At 52.8% G+C, this 14,846-nt stretch carries 10 protein-coding genes; 6 read left to right on the top strand and 4 right to left on the bottom strand.

Annotated elements, in window-relative coordinates:
- Nucleotides 1-48: 48 nt before the first annotated feature.
- Entirely contained in the window at nucleotides 49-831 is a 783-nt protein-coding gene (locus tag MFFC18_RS12705; RefSeq protein WP_075084305.1) for a hypothetical protein, read from the top strand.
- Between the two features lie 110 nt (nucleotides 832-941).
- Here the strand turns inward: MFFC18_RS12705 and MFFC18_RS12700 are convergent, their stop codons facing one another.
- From MFFC18_RS12700 to rsgA, 3 genes are all read right to left on the bottom strand, one after another.
- Complete coding sequence (locus MFFC18_RS12700; RefSeq protein ID WP_148618853.1) at nucleotides 942-1,793, bottom strand: hypothetical protein; 852 nt, start codon at nucleotides 1,791-1,793, stop codon at nucleotides 942-944.
- A 131-nt stretch (nucleotides 1,794-1,924) separates the two neighbouring features.
- Nucleotides 1,925-3,436 (bottom strand): carboxypeptidase M32, encoded by a 1,512-nt coding sequence (locus MFFC18_RS12695; RefSeq protein ID WP_075084303.1) that lies wholly within the window; start codon nucleotides 3,434-3,436, stop codon nucleotides 1,925-1,927.
- Between the two features lie 45 nt (nucleotides 3,437-3,481).
- Entirely contained in the window at nucleotides 3,482-4,705 is a 1,224-nt protein-coding gene (gene rsgA / locus MFFC18_RS12690; RefSeq protein WP_075084302.1) for a ribosome small subunit-dependent GTPase A, read from the bottom strand.
- 531 nt (nucleotides 4,706-5,236) lie between these two features.
- On the opposite strand from rsgA, the gene MFFC18_RS12685 reads away from it, so the two are divergent.
- The 3 genes from MFFC18_RS12685 (at nucleotide 5,237) to MFFC18_RS12675 (ending at nucleotide 9,326) form a co-directional block, all read left to right on the top strand.
- Entirely contained in the window at nucleotides 5,237-6,931 is a 1,695-nt protein-coding gene (locus MFFC18_RS12685) for a response regulator (RefSeq protein WP_075084301.1), read from the top strand.
- Nucleotides 6,932-7,065: 134 nt separating this feature from the next.
- The gene (locus tag MFFC18_RS12680; protein ID WP_075084300.1) at nucleotides 7,066-8,157 is read left to right on the top strand and encodes a hypothetical protein; all 1,092 of its coding nucleotides are present in this window, start codon (nucleotides 7,066-7,068) and stop codon (nucleotides 8,155-8,157) included.
- Nucleotides 8,154-9,326 carry a hypothetical protein gene (locus tag MFFC18_RS12675; protein WP_075084299.1) on the top strand — a complete coding sequence of 391 codons (1,173 nt, stop codon included), beginning with the start codon at nucleotides 8,154-8,156 and terminating at the stop codon, nucleotides 9,324-9,326. The genes MFFC18_RS12680 and MFFC18_RS12675 overlap by 4 nt, the downstream gene beginning before the upstream one ends.
- A gap of 1 nt (nucleotide 9,327) precedes the next feature.
- On the opposite strand, the gene MFFC18_RS12670 is transcribed toward MFFC18_RS12675, so the two are convergent.
- Nucleotides 9,328-12,972: a DPP IV N-terminal domain-containing protein gene (locus MFFC18_RS12670; RefSeq protein WP_162273943.1), complete on the bottom strand. Its 3,645-nt coding sequence runs from the start codon at nucleotides 12,970-12,972 to the stop codon at nucleotides 9,328-9,330.
- Between the two features lie 143 nt (nucleotides 12,973-13,115).
- Here MFFC18_RS12670 and MFFC18_RS12665 point away from each other — a divergent pair, with 143 nt between their 5' ends.
- On the top strand, nucleotides 13,116-13,538 hold the full coding sequence (locus MFFC18_RS12665) for a DUF423 domain-containing protein (protein WP_075084297.1): 423 nt from the start codon (nucleotides 13,116-13,118) through the stop codon (nucleotides 13,536-13,538).
- Nucleotides 13,522-14,739 carry a metabolite traffic protein EboE gene (eboE, locus tag MFFC18_RS12660; RefSeq protein WP_075084296.1) on the top strand — a complete coding sequence of 406 codons (1,218 nt, stop codon included), beginning with the start codon at nucleotides 13,522-13,524 and terminating at the stop codon, nucleotides 14,737-14,739. The genes MFFC18_RS12665 and eboE overlap by 17 nt, the downstream gene beginning before the upstream one ends.
- Nucleotides 14,740-14,846: the final 107 nt, after the last annotated feature.

The following is a 14,846-nucleotide window of genomic DNA, read 5'->3' as shown; positions in this document are numbered from 1 at the left end:
CGATACTTGAATTAGTGCCGCGTTGATAAAGCCGTTGGGGATTGCAGTATGAAACTGATTGGATACGCCTTTGAAACTGGTCGGATTGACTTCCCCCGCGAAGTCAATCCCTGGGCGTTCCAGATGATCGACAGCGGTATGAAAGCCAGTCAGAAAGATCGCATCGTGCTGGATCCGTTGCAGGCTCCGATCGAATTGCATTCTGCTGACGTGAATGATGAAGAACCGTCGTGGATGAGGTCGACCGAATTGTTGCTGCAGTCGGCGAACCAAATCATTCTTCAATATCGTGAGCCGGGGTTTCTGCGATTCCGCAAGGCGACTCATGACGCGAAACAAAACCGAACGTTCATCACGCTAGGCAATCAGGATGAATCGAATCTCTACGCGTTGGAGAACTGGGGCAACATCCGGTACTTCTTCGCGCTGCGTCGCAACATCATCAACTTTGATATCACGACCTTGATCACGCACAAAAAAGGTCAGGGCGCCGACGAAAAAGGCGTTCAACGGGTCGAATTGCCAGCGCGAATGGAAATGGTCGACAACGTTCCGAAAATGACCTTTGATTCTTCAGGTTCAAAAGCGACGCCTGACATCATTGATTGGCGAGGGACTGTTGTAGAAGGTGATACCGGTCGGTACTGCCCGGACAACAGCTATATCAATTTGACCTTTGCCCAAGTGGTTCGTCCGTTCACGTTCTTGCACGAAGACCGCACCGAATTTCATAATCACTCGTTCACTTTTAGTGGGCCAAAGATGGAAGGCCTGTTGGCACGAACCATCCGCAATCGCATGCGAGATGCCGCCAATCCGGATTTGGCATAGCTGTGCGTTGAACACGTCGTCCCGAATGAAATTGCGGCTTGAAGAACCAGGGAACGGCGCGCGAAAAGACGGTCTGATTCGAATTCCGTGCCGATTCGAATTCCAACAAACTACAGCTTGATATCGTCCGGATCGGTGTTTGGAATTGGGAGGTCAAGAAGTCCGTCTTCGAATTCTGAATCAGGGTCCGCGCTGAAATTCGAGTCCGCTTCTGAGTCGTCCAGCTTGAACTTCGGCTCGTCTTTTTCCAGGACCAGTCCGTCAGGCACCAGGATCGGTGCGTATGAATTGATCGTGGGCACCAGTCCCAACGGATCTCGCGAGAATACCCACAGCAACAACAGATAGGCGATTGGTGCTGCGAACATGCCGCCGATGACGATCTTGAGTACCTCAATCGCTGGACTTCGTTTCGGTTGTGCGTTTCGAGAACTCGACGACGATCTCGAACCCGGCTTTCGCAAGTTTACGTTTCGTAACGCCGCGGCTTCGCGTTGCTGCTGCAATTTTTCGCGTTCACGTTTGGCACGTTCTGCGCGACGCTCCAGTTGTAACTCTTCTGCTTCGCTAAGTTGGCGATTGGCATTGACCGGAGTTCCGTTGGTTGACTGATCCCGGGACGAAGACTGCGAAGATGACTTTCGTCGGCGACGGCGACGCTTCCTGATGCCCGACGCCAATTGCGGAGGCACTACGAATTTCCCATCAAGCTGTTCAGCGGCGCCAGTGTCGATCTGAAACGAGTCTGCTGATTCAGAATCCCGTTCGGCAATAGAGCCAACGCTGGGACCGTCGACAATGGTGACTTCTGGAATTTGATCGAGAAACGCTACGAGGTCGAACTGAATGCTGCAATGTGGGCAACTGACCGCGCTGTCGGGACGAATAGTAATCGGAATTCGAATAATCCCTTCGCACTGCTTGCAGTTGGCAAAGAAGAATTTCGTTTTGTTATCCGACATCGAACTCATTGTCATCATTAGGATCCGGCTGGCGAGAGCAGTCTAATCCTGTTTTCGAATGGATGACAGTCGCCTCTATCGATGAATATACCTACATTTGTGGTGCGAGAGCAAATTGCATTTCGCAATCGCTACAGTCCGTAAACTGGAAGTAGCTTATTTCGCAAATCCGTTATCAACGCGTCGTGCGACAAAGCCTGCCCGGTCACTTTCTTCGCCAACTCCGGTGACGAGTACGATTGGCCGTGATGGTGAACCCGCTCATTGAGCCACTTTTTCAACTCGCTGAACTCTCCGTTTGCGAAAGGTTTCGCCAAGTCTCCGCATTCTGCCTGTGCCGCCGCAAAGAACTGGCTGGCGTAGAGATTGCCCAGCGAGTAGGTTGGGAAATAGCCAAAAAGTCCGGCACTCCAGTGGACATCCTGGAGAACACCGTCCGCAAATGACGGTGGGATGATACCCAGCGAGGACTCGTATTTCGCATTCCAGGCGTCTGCCAGATCGTCCACCGCAAGGGTGCCGTCGATCAAATCTCGCTCAAGCTCAAATCGAATAATGATGTGCAAGTTGTAGGTCGCTTCGTCCGCTTCGACGCGAATTAACGAGGGCTCCACAACGTTGATCGCGGCGAAAAAATCGTCCAGCGACTGATCGCCAAGCGATTGAGGAAAACGCTGTTGAGCCACGGGATAAAAGTGCTTCCAAAACGCGTAGGAGCGGCCGACAAGATTTTCCCACAGTCGCGACTGCGATTCATGAATCCCCAACGAACAGTACCTTCCGGTGGGCAATCCATGTTGGTCGCTGCGAAGACCCTGTTCGTACATTCCGTGTCCGGCTTCGTGAAGCGTTCCAAAGAATCCCGCGCTGAAAAACGATTCGTCGTAGCGAGTCAAAATTCGACAGTCGTGAGGACCGATCTCGGTGCAGAAAGGATGATGAGTCTCATCAAGGCGACCTCGGCTGTAGTCGAAACCAATTTTCTCCGACGCTTCGCGAGCGAATTCCTTCTGTGCATTGATCGGGTAGCTTCGGTGCAGCATCTTGCCCGACGGTTGAGTCTCGCTACCTTTGAGTTGATCGATCAGTGGAACCAGTGCGTCGCGCAATCCACCCAGCACCTGATCGACTTCGGCCGTTTTTGCTCCGGGTTCGTATTCGTCCAGCAACGCGTCGTAGCGACAGTCTTCGAAACCGATCGCGTCGGCCTTTTGTTGCGAAAGCGCAATGATGTTTTGCAGCGTTGGAGCGAACGAAGCAAAGTCATCCTCTTTGCGAGCCTTGACCCAGATGTTGTGTCCTGCCGATGTTGCCTTCGCAAGCTCTTTCACAAGATCCGCGGGCACGCGAACATTTCGGTCGAACTCCCGTTTCAAATTCCGCACCACAGTCGCCGCGTCGGACTCCGGATCGGCGACCAGTTCGGAATCCGAAAGCTGTTCGAGGGCTTCGCCAAGCTTCGGGTCTGTGTTCCGCCGATGGATTTCGCCAGCGAGAAACGTCATCTGCTGACAACGATACTCATCCGCCTTCGCCGGCAAACCGGTTTGCTGATCCCATTCAAGCAGCGCCGCAGTCGACTGTAGCAGCGCCGTTTCGCGGACTTGCGTGCAAAGTTCTTCGTATCGAGTTTTGTCGTCCATGTCAGTTTTTGATTTGGAACCAGTGGCAGTGAAAGAGAACGCGAATCAGGGTTCGTCGCCGTAGCGAATCGAGCAGTAGCTTTCGTATCGTCTGGCGTCGATCTTACCATCGGCAACGGCCCACTTGATCGCACAGTCGTCCTCATGCGTATGACTGCAATTCGGGAAGCGACATTCATTGATGAACGGTCGAATATCGCGAAAGTATCCAGCGACTTCTTCCGGGATCACGTCCCAGAGCTGCATCTGTCGAATTCCAGGTGTGTCAATCAAGTGACCTTTTCGATAGAGCGACGCATATTCATCGCCTTCGGAATCATCGTCTTGCCCTATGACGTCGTTCGATTCGTCCGGCTTGACGGATAGTGGAATCAGCTGAGCCGTTGTTGTCGTATGGCGACCTTTTTGATTTTCACTACTGACCTTGCTGACGCGAAGTTCAAGTCCCGGTTCGATCGCGTTGAGAATCGAACTCTTTCCCACACCGCTCTGGCCCGCCACAACACAGTCGCGACCGTGAACCACGCGACGCAACTCCTGAACGCCCTGCCCTGTGATCGTCGACGTCAAAATCACGCGGTAACCCATCTGGCACCAGACTCCGATCGCCGGTTGCAAGTCCGCGGTATCAACGAGGTCGGCTTTGTTAATCACGATTACTGGCGTGATTCCGGCTTGCTCTGCCGTTACCAAAAATCGATCGATCAGGTTCGGTTTCAAGCCCGGTTCTTTTGCGCTGGCAACAATTAGGGCACGATCGACATTGGAAACGATAATCTGCTGCCGTTTACGACTGGTACGGCTAATTTGATTTCGACGCGGTTCGACCCGCACGATAACCGCCTGATCGGTTTCACTGCCCTCGAACTGGCGAATCGTCACGTAGTCTCCTGCCACGACGACGTGCTGCAGATCGGTAGAAAGCGACTTGAGCACGCCACGAACGGAGCAGTTCCAGACTTTGCCGTTGGCATCGCTGACGAAGCTGCTCAATCCGTGAACTCGCAAAACGCGGCCTCGTAGAGAGTCTGCTGCGTCGACGTCCAATTCAACCTCGAATCCGGAGGCGTCAGTTTCGGCATCCGATCCGACAATCGTTCGCTTCCGCGTCAGGTCGCCTTTGCCAGAGACCCGCTCCGCAGTCCGTTGATCGCTCAGCCCGTCAGCGTCTTCGTTGAACTCTTTCGTGAAGTCACGTTTCCGAACCCGCGTATTCTGACGCTTGCGAAAACTGGCTCGGACTTGTTTGCCTTTTTTCTTTTTGGCCATGGAGAATGGGTCGAAGGAAGGATTGACAGGATCCGCAGACGTTGGCGATCTTTGGAAGTGTCCAATGTAACCGAATCGCGGCGATTCGAATGGGCGGGTTGGGCCGGAAACATCGCGCGAAACCGTAATGCGAAGCTTGTTGAGTCAAATCGGACACTTGAAACAGCGTTGCGGTTCCGGCTGAGCGGCAGAATTCTACACGTTTTGCGGCACTGCGAATCAGGATTGTGACTTTCCGGGAGGCACAAAGCTTTCCGGTAACGCGATCCTGACAGTTAGCCCGACGACCGTCCCGAAAGGGAGATTCGAAACCGAGTGTCATTTTTGAATCGGATTGCGTGGAATCGACTCGACAGTCACAAGCCTAAAGGTACACTTTCATTAGGTCACCAGGAACTTCGAGAGGGTTTGCCTGATGCCGAATCGCCAGCGGCTGATACGTTCGATTGCTGACGTAGAGTTTCCAAGGAGCCAACAGGCTTGATGTTACGAAGCAGCCAAACGGCTCGAAGTTAGAACCCGGACCCTGACGTGACGCGAATTCTTTCCATCCAGAACTCCGCCGACAACACGGCGCAGAATCTCTGGAACGACTCTCAGATCGAAGTTACCGAAATCGCTGACTTTCGGAACGCATTGTCGCTGATTATGGAGAAACGCTACGACGGCGTTTACTTTTCAGGCGTACCCGAATGTCTGACGAAGGGGCTGAGCGGATCGGAAGTGCTGGACTGCATTCCGATGGGCGTCGCTCTGCTCGATCAGCAGAACCGAATCATTTTTGCAAACAAAAGGCTGACAGGCTGGTTTCCGGACCAAGAGTTTGTCGGCCTTAATTTTTACGAAGCCGTCGGCAGTCCCAGCATCATTGGTTCGGAGCCGAGTCCGCTGAGTTCTGCGGTCGCGCGGAGCAAACGCTGCGAAGCCGAGATTCAGATTGGCGATCGATATTTCGTGATGTCGGTCACGCCGGTGATTCGCGAGAACGAAAAAGTCGAACAGTTGGTGGTTTCGCTTTTTGAGTCGACCGAAACGACCGAACAGCGGCAGAAGTTGACAGCGTTGCATCAAGCCGGTGTGGCGTTGGCCGATCTTCGCCCCGAAGAAATCTACGAGATGGAGATCGAGGAGCGCATTGAGCTGCTCAAAGACAACATCATCCATTACACCAACGACTTGTTGGACTTTGACGTGATCGAAGTTCGCTTGGTCGATCCGAAATCCAAACTGATGACGCCGCTTCTGTCAGTCGGCATCAACTCCGGCGTTGCCGAGCGTCCGTTGTTTGCGAAAGCCACTGAAAATGGCGTGACTGGTTTCGTTGCCGCGACTGGTAAGAGCTATCTTTGTGAGGACACGACCAACGATCCGATCTATCTTGACGGCTTGATGGGCGCCAAAAGTTCGCTAACGGTGCCGCTGAAACATCACAACGAAGTGATTGGCTCGTTCAACATCGAGAGTCCGGAAGTCGGCCGATTTACCGAAAGCGATTTGCGTTTCGTAGAATGTTTTGCTCACGACATCGCCAACGCGATCAATACGCTGAACTTGCTCAACGCACAACAGACCAACACGGCGCTTCGCAGCGTCGAAGCCGTTCGATCAGCCGTCGCCCTTCCCGTCGACCAAATTCTCAATGACGCGGTGCAAGCAATCGGTGCTTACATCGGTCACGATCCAGCGGTCACGGCGCGGCTGAGTGCAATTCTCGAAAACGCACGAACGATCAAGAAAGCGATCCAGGCGGTCGGCCAGGAAATGACCTGCACAGAAGAAATTCCGCAATGCGTCAAACCTGACTCGCATCCGTTGCTCTTCAACAAGCGAATATTGGTTATCGATGCGGATAAAGAAGTCCGCAGTTCTGCTCACATGCTGCTGGAGAAATACGGCTGTGTGGTTGAAACCGCTTGCGAGGGCCGTGAGGCGATTTTGATGGTGAAGAACTCGGGGGACGCCAGTTCTTACGACGCGATTATCGCTGACATTCGCCTGCCCGATATCGGTGGCTACGAACTGTTGATCAAGCTTCGGGAGTTTGTGCCCAATCCGCCGCTGGTTCTTATGACGGGTTTTGGTTACGACCCAGGCCATTCGATTGTTAAAGCTCGCGAAGCAGGCCTTCGCGCGAACGCGGTATTGTTCAAGCCATTTCGTCTCGATCAGCTTCTGAAGATTTGCGAAGAAACCGTTTTGCATTTTGATTCGCAAGCAGCCAAATAAGCGGCAAGCTGCGAGATAAAATACGTTCTGTGCAATCGGCTGGCGTTGGTTTTCTGAATTCCGGCAATTTGGTTGTGAGCCAGTTTTCGATCAGGTAGGCTGACTTCGGAATTTCCTTACTCCGGAGCAGACCCATGAACTTCTCAAGAACGCCTCGCCTGGTAGTCATCGCGGCGATGTTGGCAACCGCAACGCTGATCGGTAACCTCGCAAATGCCGACGAAATCAAGCTGACTTCTGCCGGCCCAATTGCCTTTGGCCCCAAAGGTTTGCTGTTGATTAGCGACCCGATGGAGGCAACGATTTACGCCATCGAAACAGGCGTCACCGATGGCTCTGCGGCGGATGTGAACGTCGAGTTTGAGAACGTGAGGCAGAAAATCGCTTCAATGCTTGGCGCGGACGCCAAAGACGTGCGAATCAATGATCTCGCGATCCACCCCGTCAACGGTCATCCATATCTGTCCGTCTCGCGCGGCAGTGGCGCCGAAGAAGCTTCTCTGATTCTAAAAATCGATCCGAAAACCAACGCGATTTCTGAATTTGATTTGACCAACGCAACTTTTACGAAAACGACGTTGCCCAACGCTGCCGAGAGCAAGGAAACCCGGCGTGGCAATCAGCGACTTCAGGCGATTACAGACATGGCTTACGTTGACGGCGACATTTACGTCGCCGGGCTTTCCAACGAAGAGTTCGCGTCGAACTTGCGAACGATTCCCTATCCGTTCAACGAGTCGCACAAGGGAAGCAGCATCGAGATTTATCATGGAGCTCACGGAAAGTTCGAAACGCGTTCTCCGATTCGAACATTTGCTGCGTTGCAGGATAAAGATCAGGTCGAACTTTTGGCCGCGTATACGTGCACACCGCTGGTCCGAATTCCTGTCGGCGATTTGCAGCCTGACACGAAGGTTCGCGGAACGACGATCGCGGAACTTGGCAACCGAAACAGGCCGCTCGATATGGTCGTCTACAAGAAAGGCGATCAGGATTTCGCGTTGATGGCCAACAGCAGCCGGGGGGTGATGAAAATCGACTTGCAAAATGTCGATTCGCAAAAGCCGATCGTGGAACGCATCTCCGGAACTGCCGGTGTCGCTTACGAAACCATCAAGGACCTCAACGGAGTCATGCAGCTTGACGGGCTCAATGGAACTCATGGAGTCGTACTGGTTCGCGAAGATGATTCCAGCGAGCACTTGAAGACGATCGAACTTCCATGATTCGTCTGGGATCCCGGTTGGAGAATCGAACGACAACATTGCGATCGAGAGCCCTGTTCTCACTTTTGAGGCCAGGGGTTTTGGTCGTTGTCGCGTTGGTCTTCATTAGCATGGCGGGACTATCGGCGCAAGCTGCTTGTGCCGTACAGGAGACAGAAAAGATTGCCGTACGAGCCGTCGAGCTGGACGGCGGCTACGTTTTCGAAGTCAGCAACGTTGCCAACGTCGATGTCGTCGAGGTTCACGCTTGGCTGTCGCAGGCGAACGTCAATGTCGATCCTCCGATGTTGGGCTCCACTTCGCGCGACGGTGATTTTGTCTGGTTCAAGCCGCGGTTTCCACTGCGAGCGGGAACGAAGTTTAATGTCAGTGTGTCGGCGGATCCAAAACTAAAGCCTCTTTTTTTCACGGTCGAAACTCCCTCGAAGGATCAGGATCGCGCGAAGATCACAGCGGTCTATCCATCGTCGGACGTTGTCCCGGAAAATACGTTGAAATTCTATGTCGAGTTCTCGACTCCGATGCGAAAGGGTGACGTTTACGATTTTATTCAGCTGCGTGAGGTCGATGGCGCCGAAATTGAACTTCCGTTTCTCGAAATTGAGCAGGAATTGTGGAGCCGCGATTCGAAACGACTGACTCTGCTGTTGGATCCGGGGCGCATCAAGCGAGGCCTCAAGCCGCGTGAAGAGATGGGTCCGATCTTTGAATCTGGCAAATCGTACGAACTGGTAATCGATGGTGCGTGGCCGAACGCGGACGGTTTGACATTGGGCGAGACGCACGTCAAACAGTTTCGTGCCACGGATGAAGACAAAACACAACCGGATCCGGAACATTGGAAAGTGACGACGCCGGCGGTCGGTTCAGTTGAGCCACTCGTTGTCAGGTTTCAGGAACCGCTCGACCATTCCATGCTGCAGCGAGCGTTGCAAGTCTATGATGAGAAAGGCAAACGGATTGCGGGAACCGTGTTGGTGACCGATGAAGAGCAGCAGTGGCGTTTTGTTCCAGAGACCGATTGGCAAACCGGTGACTACCGGGTGTCAGTCGATATAAACTTGGAAGACAACGCCGGGAATAGCATTGGACGCCAATTCGACGTCGACGTCTTCGAGCAAACCGAACAAACTTCCACCGCCACTCTCGAACTCAAGTTTCAACTTTGAGCTACAGGTTCTCCAACACATAGTCGGTCATCAGTTTTCGCAGGTGTTTTAGCTGTTCCTTGTCTCGAACACTGTGGCGGTTTGATGGATACAGCATCAAGTCGAACTGTTTTCCGGCCTTCTGCAGCAGTTCCACCAGTTGCAGCGTATTGTTGAGGTGAACGTTGTCATCGATCGTGCCGTGAACCAGCAGCATTTTGCCCGACAGGTTTTCCGCACTCTCAAGAACCGACGAAGTTTTGTAGCCCTCAGTGTTGTCTTGTGGCAATCCCATGTAACGCTCGGTATAAATCGCGTCGTAGTTCTTCCAGTCGGTGACCGGTGCTCCGGAAATTCCCATCTTGAAAACGTCTGAATGGGTCATCGCAAACGCGGTCATGTAACCGCCGTAGCTCCAGCCCCAAATTCCGATTCGATCTTCATCGACCCAGCCTTCCTTCTTCACGAAATCGATGCTGGTCAGAATGTCGTCAAGCTCCGCGGTTGCGAAGTTTCGAAACACTGGCCACGCCTGTTTGCCGCTGCGATGACTGCAAGATCTGGGGTCGACGATGAAGACTGCGTAGCCTTTTTGAGCCAGCATTTGATGCCATAGATACCACTGACCTCCGAATCGATTCTTGACGCGTGGGGCTTGTGGGCCGGCATACATGTGCACGAACAAAGGATACTTTTTTGATTTGTCAAAATTCGGCGGCAAGATCAACATGCCATCCATCGGCTGATTGTCAGTCGGGATCTCGATCAGTTTCGGCTTGGCGACTTCTATGAAATCGAAACGGTCGTCTGACGAAACGTCCAGCTTTCTCACCAACGTGCCGTCATTGCGATGGATGCTGGTCTGCGGCATCGTCAGGAAATCGCTCCACGTATCCAGATAGAACTGTTTGTCGGCACTGAAATTGATCTGATGCGAGCCTGTTTTCTGGCTGAGTTGCCTGATCTCGCCGCTGGCCAAATCGAGTCGATACAAATGTATTTCCAGCGGAGAATTCTTTGCCGCGGTGAAGAAACAGAACTGCTTTCCTTTGTCCAAACCAATCAGATTTCGGATTTCCCATTCCCCAGCGGTCAGTTGCTTTTGCATCGTGCCGTTGAGCGAATAGCGATACAGGTGCCGGTATCCATTTCGCGGACTGACCCACAGGAAAGTCGAATCATCGACAAAGATCGGATCGCCAGGCGACTCAATCCACGCCGCAGTTTGATCGCGGAAAATGGCTTTTACGTTTTTCCCGTCGGCATCAGCGGTTACGAAATCCAGCCACGTTTGCTCGCGGTTTTGCACCTGAGCCACAAGTCGGTCGCCGGTTTGCGACCACGAGACAGCTGAAATTAAAAGCTCATCGTCGTACCCGTCCAGATCGATCCAGGTGACCTCATCCGGCTTGTCCGTTTCGACCAAGCCCAGTCTAACCTTCGGCAGCGGATCGCCGGCTTTGGGATAGTTTGTGAACTCTGATTTGCCTCGGACCGGCAGATGGTCCATGACCGTGAATGGCAAAACGGGACTTTCGTCCAAATCCAAAAACGCCACACGATCCTGTTCCGGATGCCACCAGAAGCCTTTAAAGTTTCCACGCCCGTAAAGCTCTTCCTGGTAAACCCAGTCCAGTTTTCCAACAAGATTGTCTTTGTTAGCTTTCTTGACCGTCGAGATCGTTCGTATATCGAGGTTCAAAAAATTCAGCCCGTCATCGTTGACGAACGCAAGTTGATCTTCTGCGGGATTTAAAACTGTCAGTTCGGCTTCATTGTCTGGTGATCCAATCAACATCGATTCATCGGCGGCGATGAAGTACACCACCGTGTGGTTTGAAGCGGAAAGGATCGAGACTTTTCCATTCGTCGAATTTGTTGGGGAAGCTGATAGCAACTTCGAGACAACGGACGTTTCAAGATCCAGAGACTTGAGCGTTTCAGCAAATTTGGCTTTTACGAACGGCGCCGCAGGCTTCACCACCGCGTTCGTTTCGCAATCGACGACAACCGAGCGTCCCCAGCGTTGATCGGAAATCAAATTCGTTTCTCCAAACCACTTTGGCGATTTGGGAGTCCGTGCGAAAAGGCTTGATGGGCCGTCTAGCATGTCCAGGCTGATCGGAAGTTTCTCTGCGACTTTGGAGATTTGTTTGCTGGCCAGAGCAATCGGCGACGCGAGGCGGACGACCGGATACGGTTTACCTTTGGCGATCGAGTCATCGAAAAAGTTCCACATTGTCAAACCGTCGTCAGATTCGGCTTCCAACAGATAGGCAGCCAATCGTCCCAACGGTTGGGCCGACTGAACGACGTAGCTGCCAGCAGGAACCTCTTTCGCGACCAGTTTGCGTTCGGTTTCGATCCGAACGTTGGCATGCTTTTGAAATTCGGATTCAGAACGCTTTATGTTCAAGACCGTATCCTGTTCCACCTGAAGTTCTTTTGCCTCGGTCAACGCGGAAACGACGATCCCGTGCCGCAACAACCGGTCGATCGCACGAGGCTGATCTGTTGGCACAATCCACGCCCACGGCAGCGTCGTGGAAGTGACCGATTTGTAGTTGCTGACGAAATCGCATTCGTAGTCCTGCGGTTGACCGCCCTTGTAACCCTTGAGATTGAACTTCTCATCGAACGCTTCCGGCGACGCCGAAAGTGAAACTTGAATGCGTTCCGGTTCGGCCGTCGCGGTCTCAATCAGATCTGCATCGACTTCGTTCAGCATGCCGTCGACGAATTCCGCGTTCTCGGTCATAAAATCCAGGATTGTAGAAACGAACGCGTGCGTGGCTTCAATTCGTTCTTCATAGGTCGCGTAAGAATAGGCTTCCGAAAGAATCGCCAACCGGCCTCGCATTCCAACGTACTCGGTGCTGTAACGTGGCTGGTGTCCGAAAGAAACCCACTTGGTGTGGTCCGGACTGAAGTTTCCGTAGTAGAAAGTCGACGTGCCGGATTCTTCAAGTCGACGAGTCACCTCTGGCATCATTTTCTTTCGCAACCACGAGCGGATCGTCTGCGAAGTCGCCGGGTTGTGAGGAATGTCGTAGGTCAGCGGATAGCGGTGCTTCGATCCATTGGTCGTGTGGCAATCGATGAACAGATGGGGATTCGCCTTGTTGATCAAACCTACCAAAGCCCTGGTTTCGGGGGCTTCGAGTTTTACGAAATCACGATTGAGATCAAGCCGCTGCGGATTCGCTCGGCGTCCCATGATCTCGGGTCCGACCTGTCCGGGCCTGTTTTCCGGCCCCATTTGATCGTTCGCGTCGGCGCTGTAGTTGGGGACGAACAGAAGCACGTTCTTCTCCAGCCAGTTTGAGTTTGGGTTGATTCCGAGTTCGCGGATCATCCGCAGGAGCGCTTCTTTACCCGCGCATTCTCCGCTGTGAATGTTGCCGATGACCAGCACAATGTTTTTGCCGACCACCTCGTCTCCGGGAGTATAGGGAGTCGAACTGACCGTGACGCAAACGATATCGTTTCCGTGGGTCGTCTTGCCGATCGAATGGCTGCTCACGTGCGGCGCGACCGACGTGACCTCTTCAATGAACGATTCCACCTCAGCTGAGGTGCTGGTTTTTGTAAACCCTGACGACTCTGCAACCGTTTGCAAAGACGCGAGCTTCGAGTCCTGAGCTGATGCAGTGGGGTTTTGAGTCATTGAAAAAAGTAAAGCGAAAAGTATGCAGTAGGCAAACTTCATCAGAATCGTTCCTTGGTACAATTTGCGAAGACGCCGATAGTTTACGTCGAATTGCAGTTCGCTGCATCTGCCTGTCCAAAATCGATCGAGACGAAAGCTAAGTGGAAAACCAGAAACCGAACAGAAAGTCATGGATCGTTGTGGGATGCCTGTTGGCCGCAATTTCCGTTGCCTGCGGGGCCATCGGAGCCCATTTGCTTGAGAACTGGCTTGCCGAAAACTTCGAAGACGCAATCCGCCGTCAGGAACTTTGGGAAACGGCGTCTCGATACCTGATGTATCACGCGTTAGGTTTGCTGGCCGTCGGTTTGGCGGGCTCGATAAGTTCGTTCCGGCGAAACGTGATCGGGGCCACGATGCTGCTGGGAGTCATTCTGTTTTCAGGTTGCCTGTACGCCTATGTGTTGACTGACGTCAAACCGTTGGTGCATGTGGTTCCGCTTGGCGGCATGTCAATGATTGTTTCGTGGGTGATGTTTGCCTGGTTCATGTTCTTCTCGCAAACCAATGACGCTGGAGCGTAAATTGAAAATCGGATATTGCTGCAACGTTCACGGTGGAACAACGCTAGATGAAGTGAAGGCTAATCTGCAACGTTATTCCTGCGAGGTCAAGCAACAGGTGTCGCCGGAATCAACGATGCCAATCGGGCTTTGGTTGAGTCAATCAGCGATTTCAGGCCTGGGGAACGAGAGTCAGGCTCACATTGACAATACGCATTCGTTTGCCGACTGGTTGTCCGAACGAGGCCTCGATCCGTTCACCTTCAATGGGTTTCCGCTTGGTGATTTTCATCAGGAGGTCGTCAAGCACGATGTCTATTTACCGACTTGGGCAGAAACGTCCCGATTGGAGTACACCAAAAAACTTGCGGTTGTCCAATCCATGTTGCTGGCGCGGGCCGACGATACTGCGGCGTTTCAATCCATCTCCACACTGCCGCTCGGTTGGCCGCCCGTTCACAAAAGCCTGCTGTTTGATGAAGGACGTGAGTTCCTCAAGCGATGCGCGACTAACTTGCACACACTGGTTGAGTTTTTGGCTGAACTGAAAGCGGAAAGCGGAAACCATGTCGCCGTTTGCATTGAGCCAGAGCCGGGTTGCGTGTTCGACTCCTGCGATGAAATCGTGAGGTACTTTGAGGAGTATCTGTTTGATTGCGATTCGAAGCTGGCCGATCGAACGCGAGAGCACTTGGGCATCTGTCACGACGTCTGTCACTCGGCCGTGATGTTCGAAGACCAAAAAACGGCTGTCGAGGCATACAGGAATGCCGGCATTACGATCGGCAAAGTTCAAGTGTCATCGGCGATCAAAATGAATTTCGAAGAGGACGCCGTGGCGAATCAGTCGAAGCTAAATCAGCTTTCGCAGTTTTCCGAGCCGCGCTATTTGCACCAAACGTCAATTCGAGGCGAAGACTCTTCGGGTCGGTTCTACGAAGATCTGTCCTTGGCGATGGGGGATCAGCCAGGATTTAATGAAGAATGGAGAGTCCATTTTCATGTGCCGATTTTTGCGGATCGCCTCGGGCAAATTGAGACGACTCAGGCTGAAATCGATTCTTTTCTGTTGGCGATCCAGGAGTCCGGGACAGATATTGAACACTTCGAGGTCGAGACTTACGCTTGGAACGTTCTGCCGGATGAGTATCGTGAAGTCTCAGGTGATCTTGCCAGCGGCATTGCGGCAGAGATGAGTTGGCTGCTTGATCGTGTTCAATAGCCAATTGCGATTGGTAGCAGACCGATAAACCCCATTCGGTTCGAAAGCAAAAAAAGCGTGAAGCCGGTTAGGACTTCACGCCTTGATCGATTGCCGTTGGGCGGCCG

This window comes from Mariniblastus fucicola (genome assembly GCF_008087665.1).
GTDB classification, from domain to species: Bacteria; Planctomycetota; Planctomycetia; order Pirellulales; family Pirellulaceae; genus Mariniblastus; species Mariniblastus fucicola.
Note: the sequence above shows the minus strand (reverse complement) of the source record. Positions and strands in the feature narration are given on the sequence as shown.

Bases quoted from the DNA above. Each gene is read 5' to 3' on its own strand.
- MFFC18_RS12705 (WP_075084305.1), top strand. From the start codon at position 49: ATGAAACTGATTGGATACGCCTTTGAAACTGGTCGGATTGACTTCCCC.
- rsgA (WP_075084302.1), bottom strand. From the start codon at position 4,705: ATGGCCAAAAAGAAAAAAGGCAAACAAGTCCGAGCCAGTTTTCGCAAG.
- MFFC18_RS12675 (WP_075084299.1), top strand. From the start codon at position 8,154: ATGATTCGTCTGGGATCCCGGTTGGAGAATCGAACGACAACATTGCGA.
- MFFC18_RS12680 (WP_075084300.1), top strand. From the start codon at position 7,066: ATGAACTTCTCAAGAACGCCTCGCCTGGTAGTCATCGCGGCGATGTTG.
- MFFC18_RS12695 (WP_075084303.1), bottom strand. From the start codon at position 3,436: ATGGACGACAAAACTCGATACGAAGAACTTTGCACGCAAGTCCGCGAA.
- MFFC18_RS12700 (WP_148618853.1), bottom strand. From the start codon at position 1,793: ATGTCGGATAACAAAACGAAATTCTTCTTTGCCAACTGCAAGCAGTGC.
- MFFC18_RS12670 (WP_162273943.1), bottom strand. From the start codon at position 12,972: ATGACTCAAAACCCCACTGCATCAGCTCAGGACTCGAAGCTCGCGTCT.
- eboE (WP_075084296.1), top strand. From the start codon at position 13,522: ATGACGCTGGAGCGTAAATTGAAAATCGGATATTGCTGCAACGTTCAC.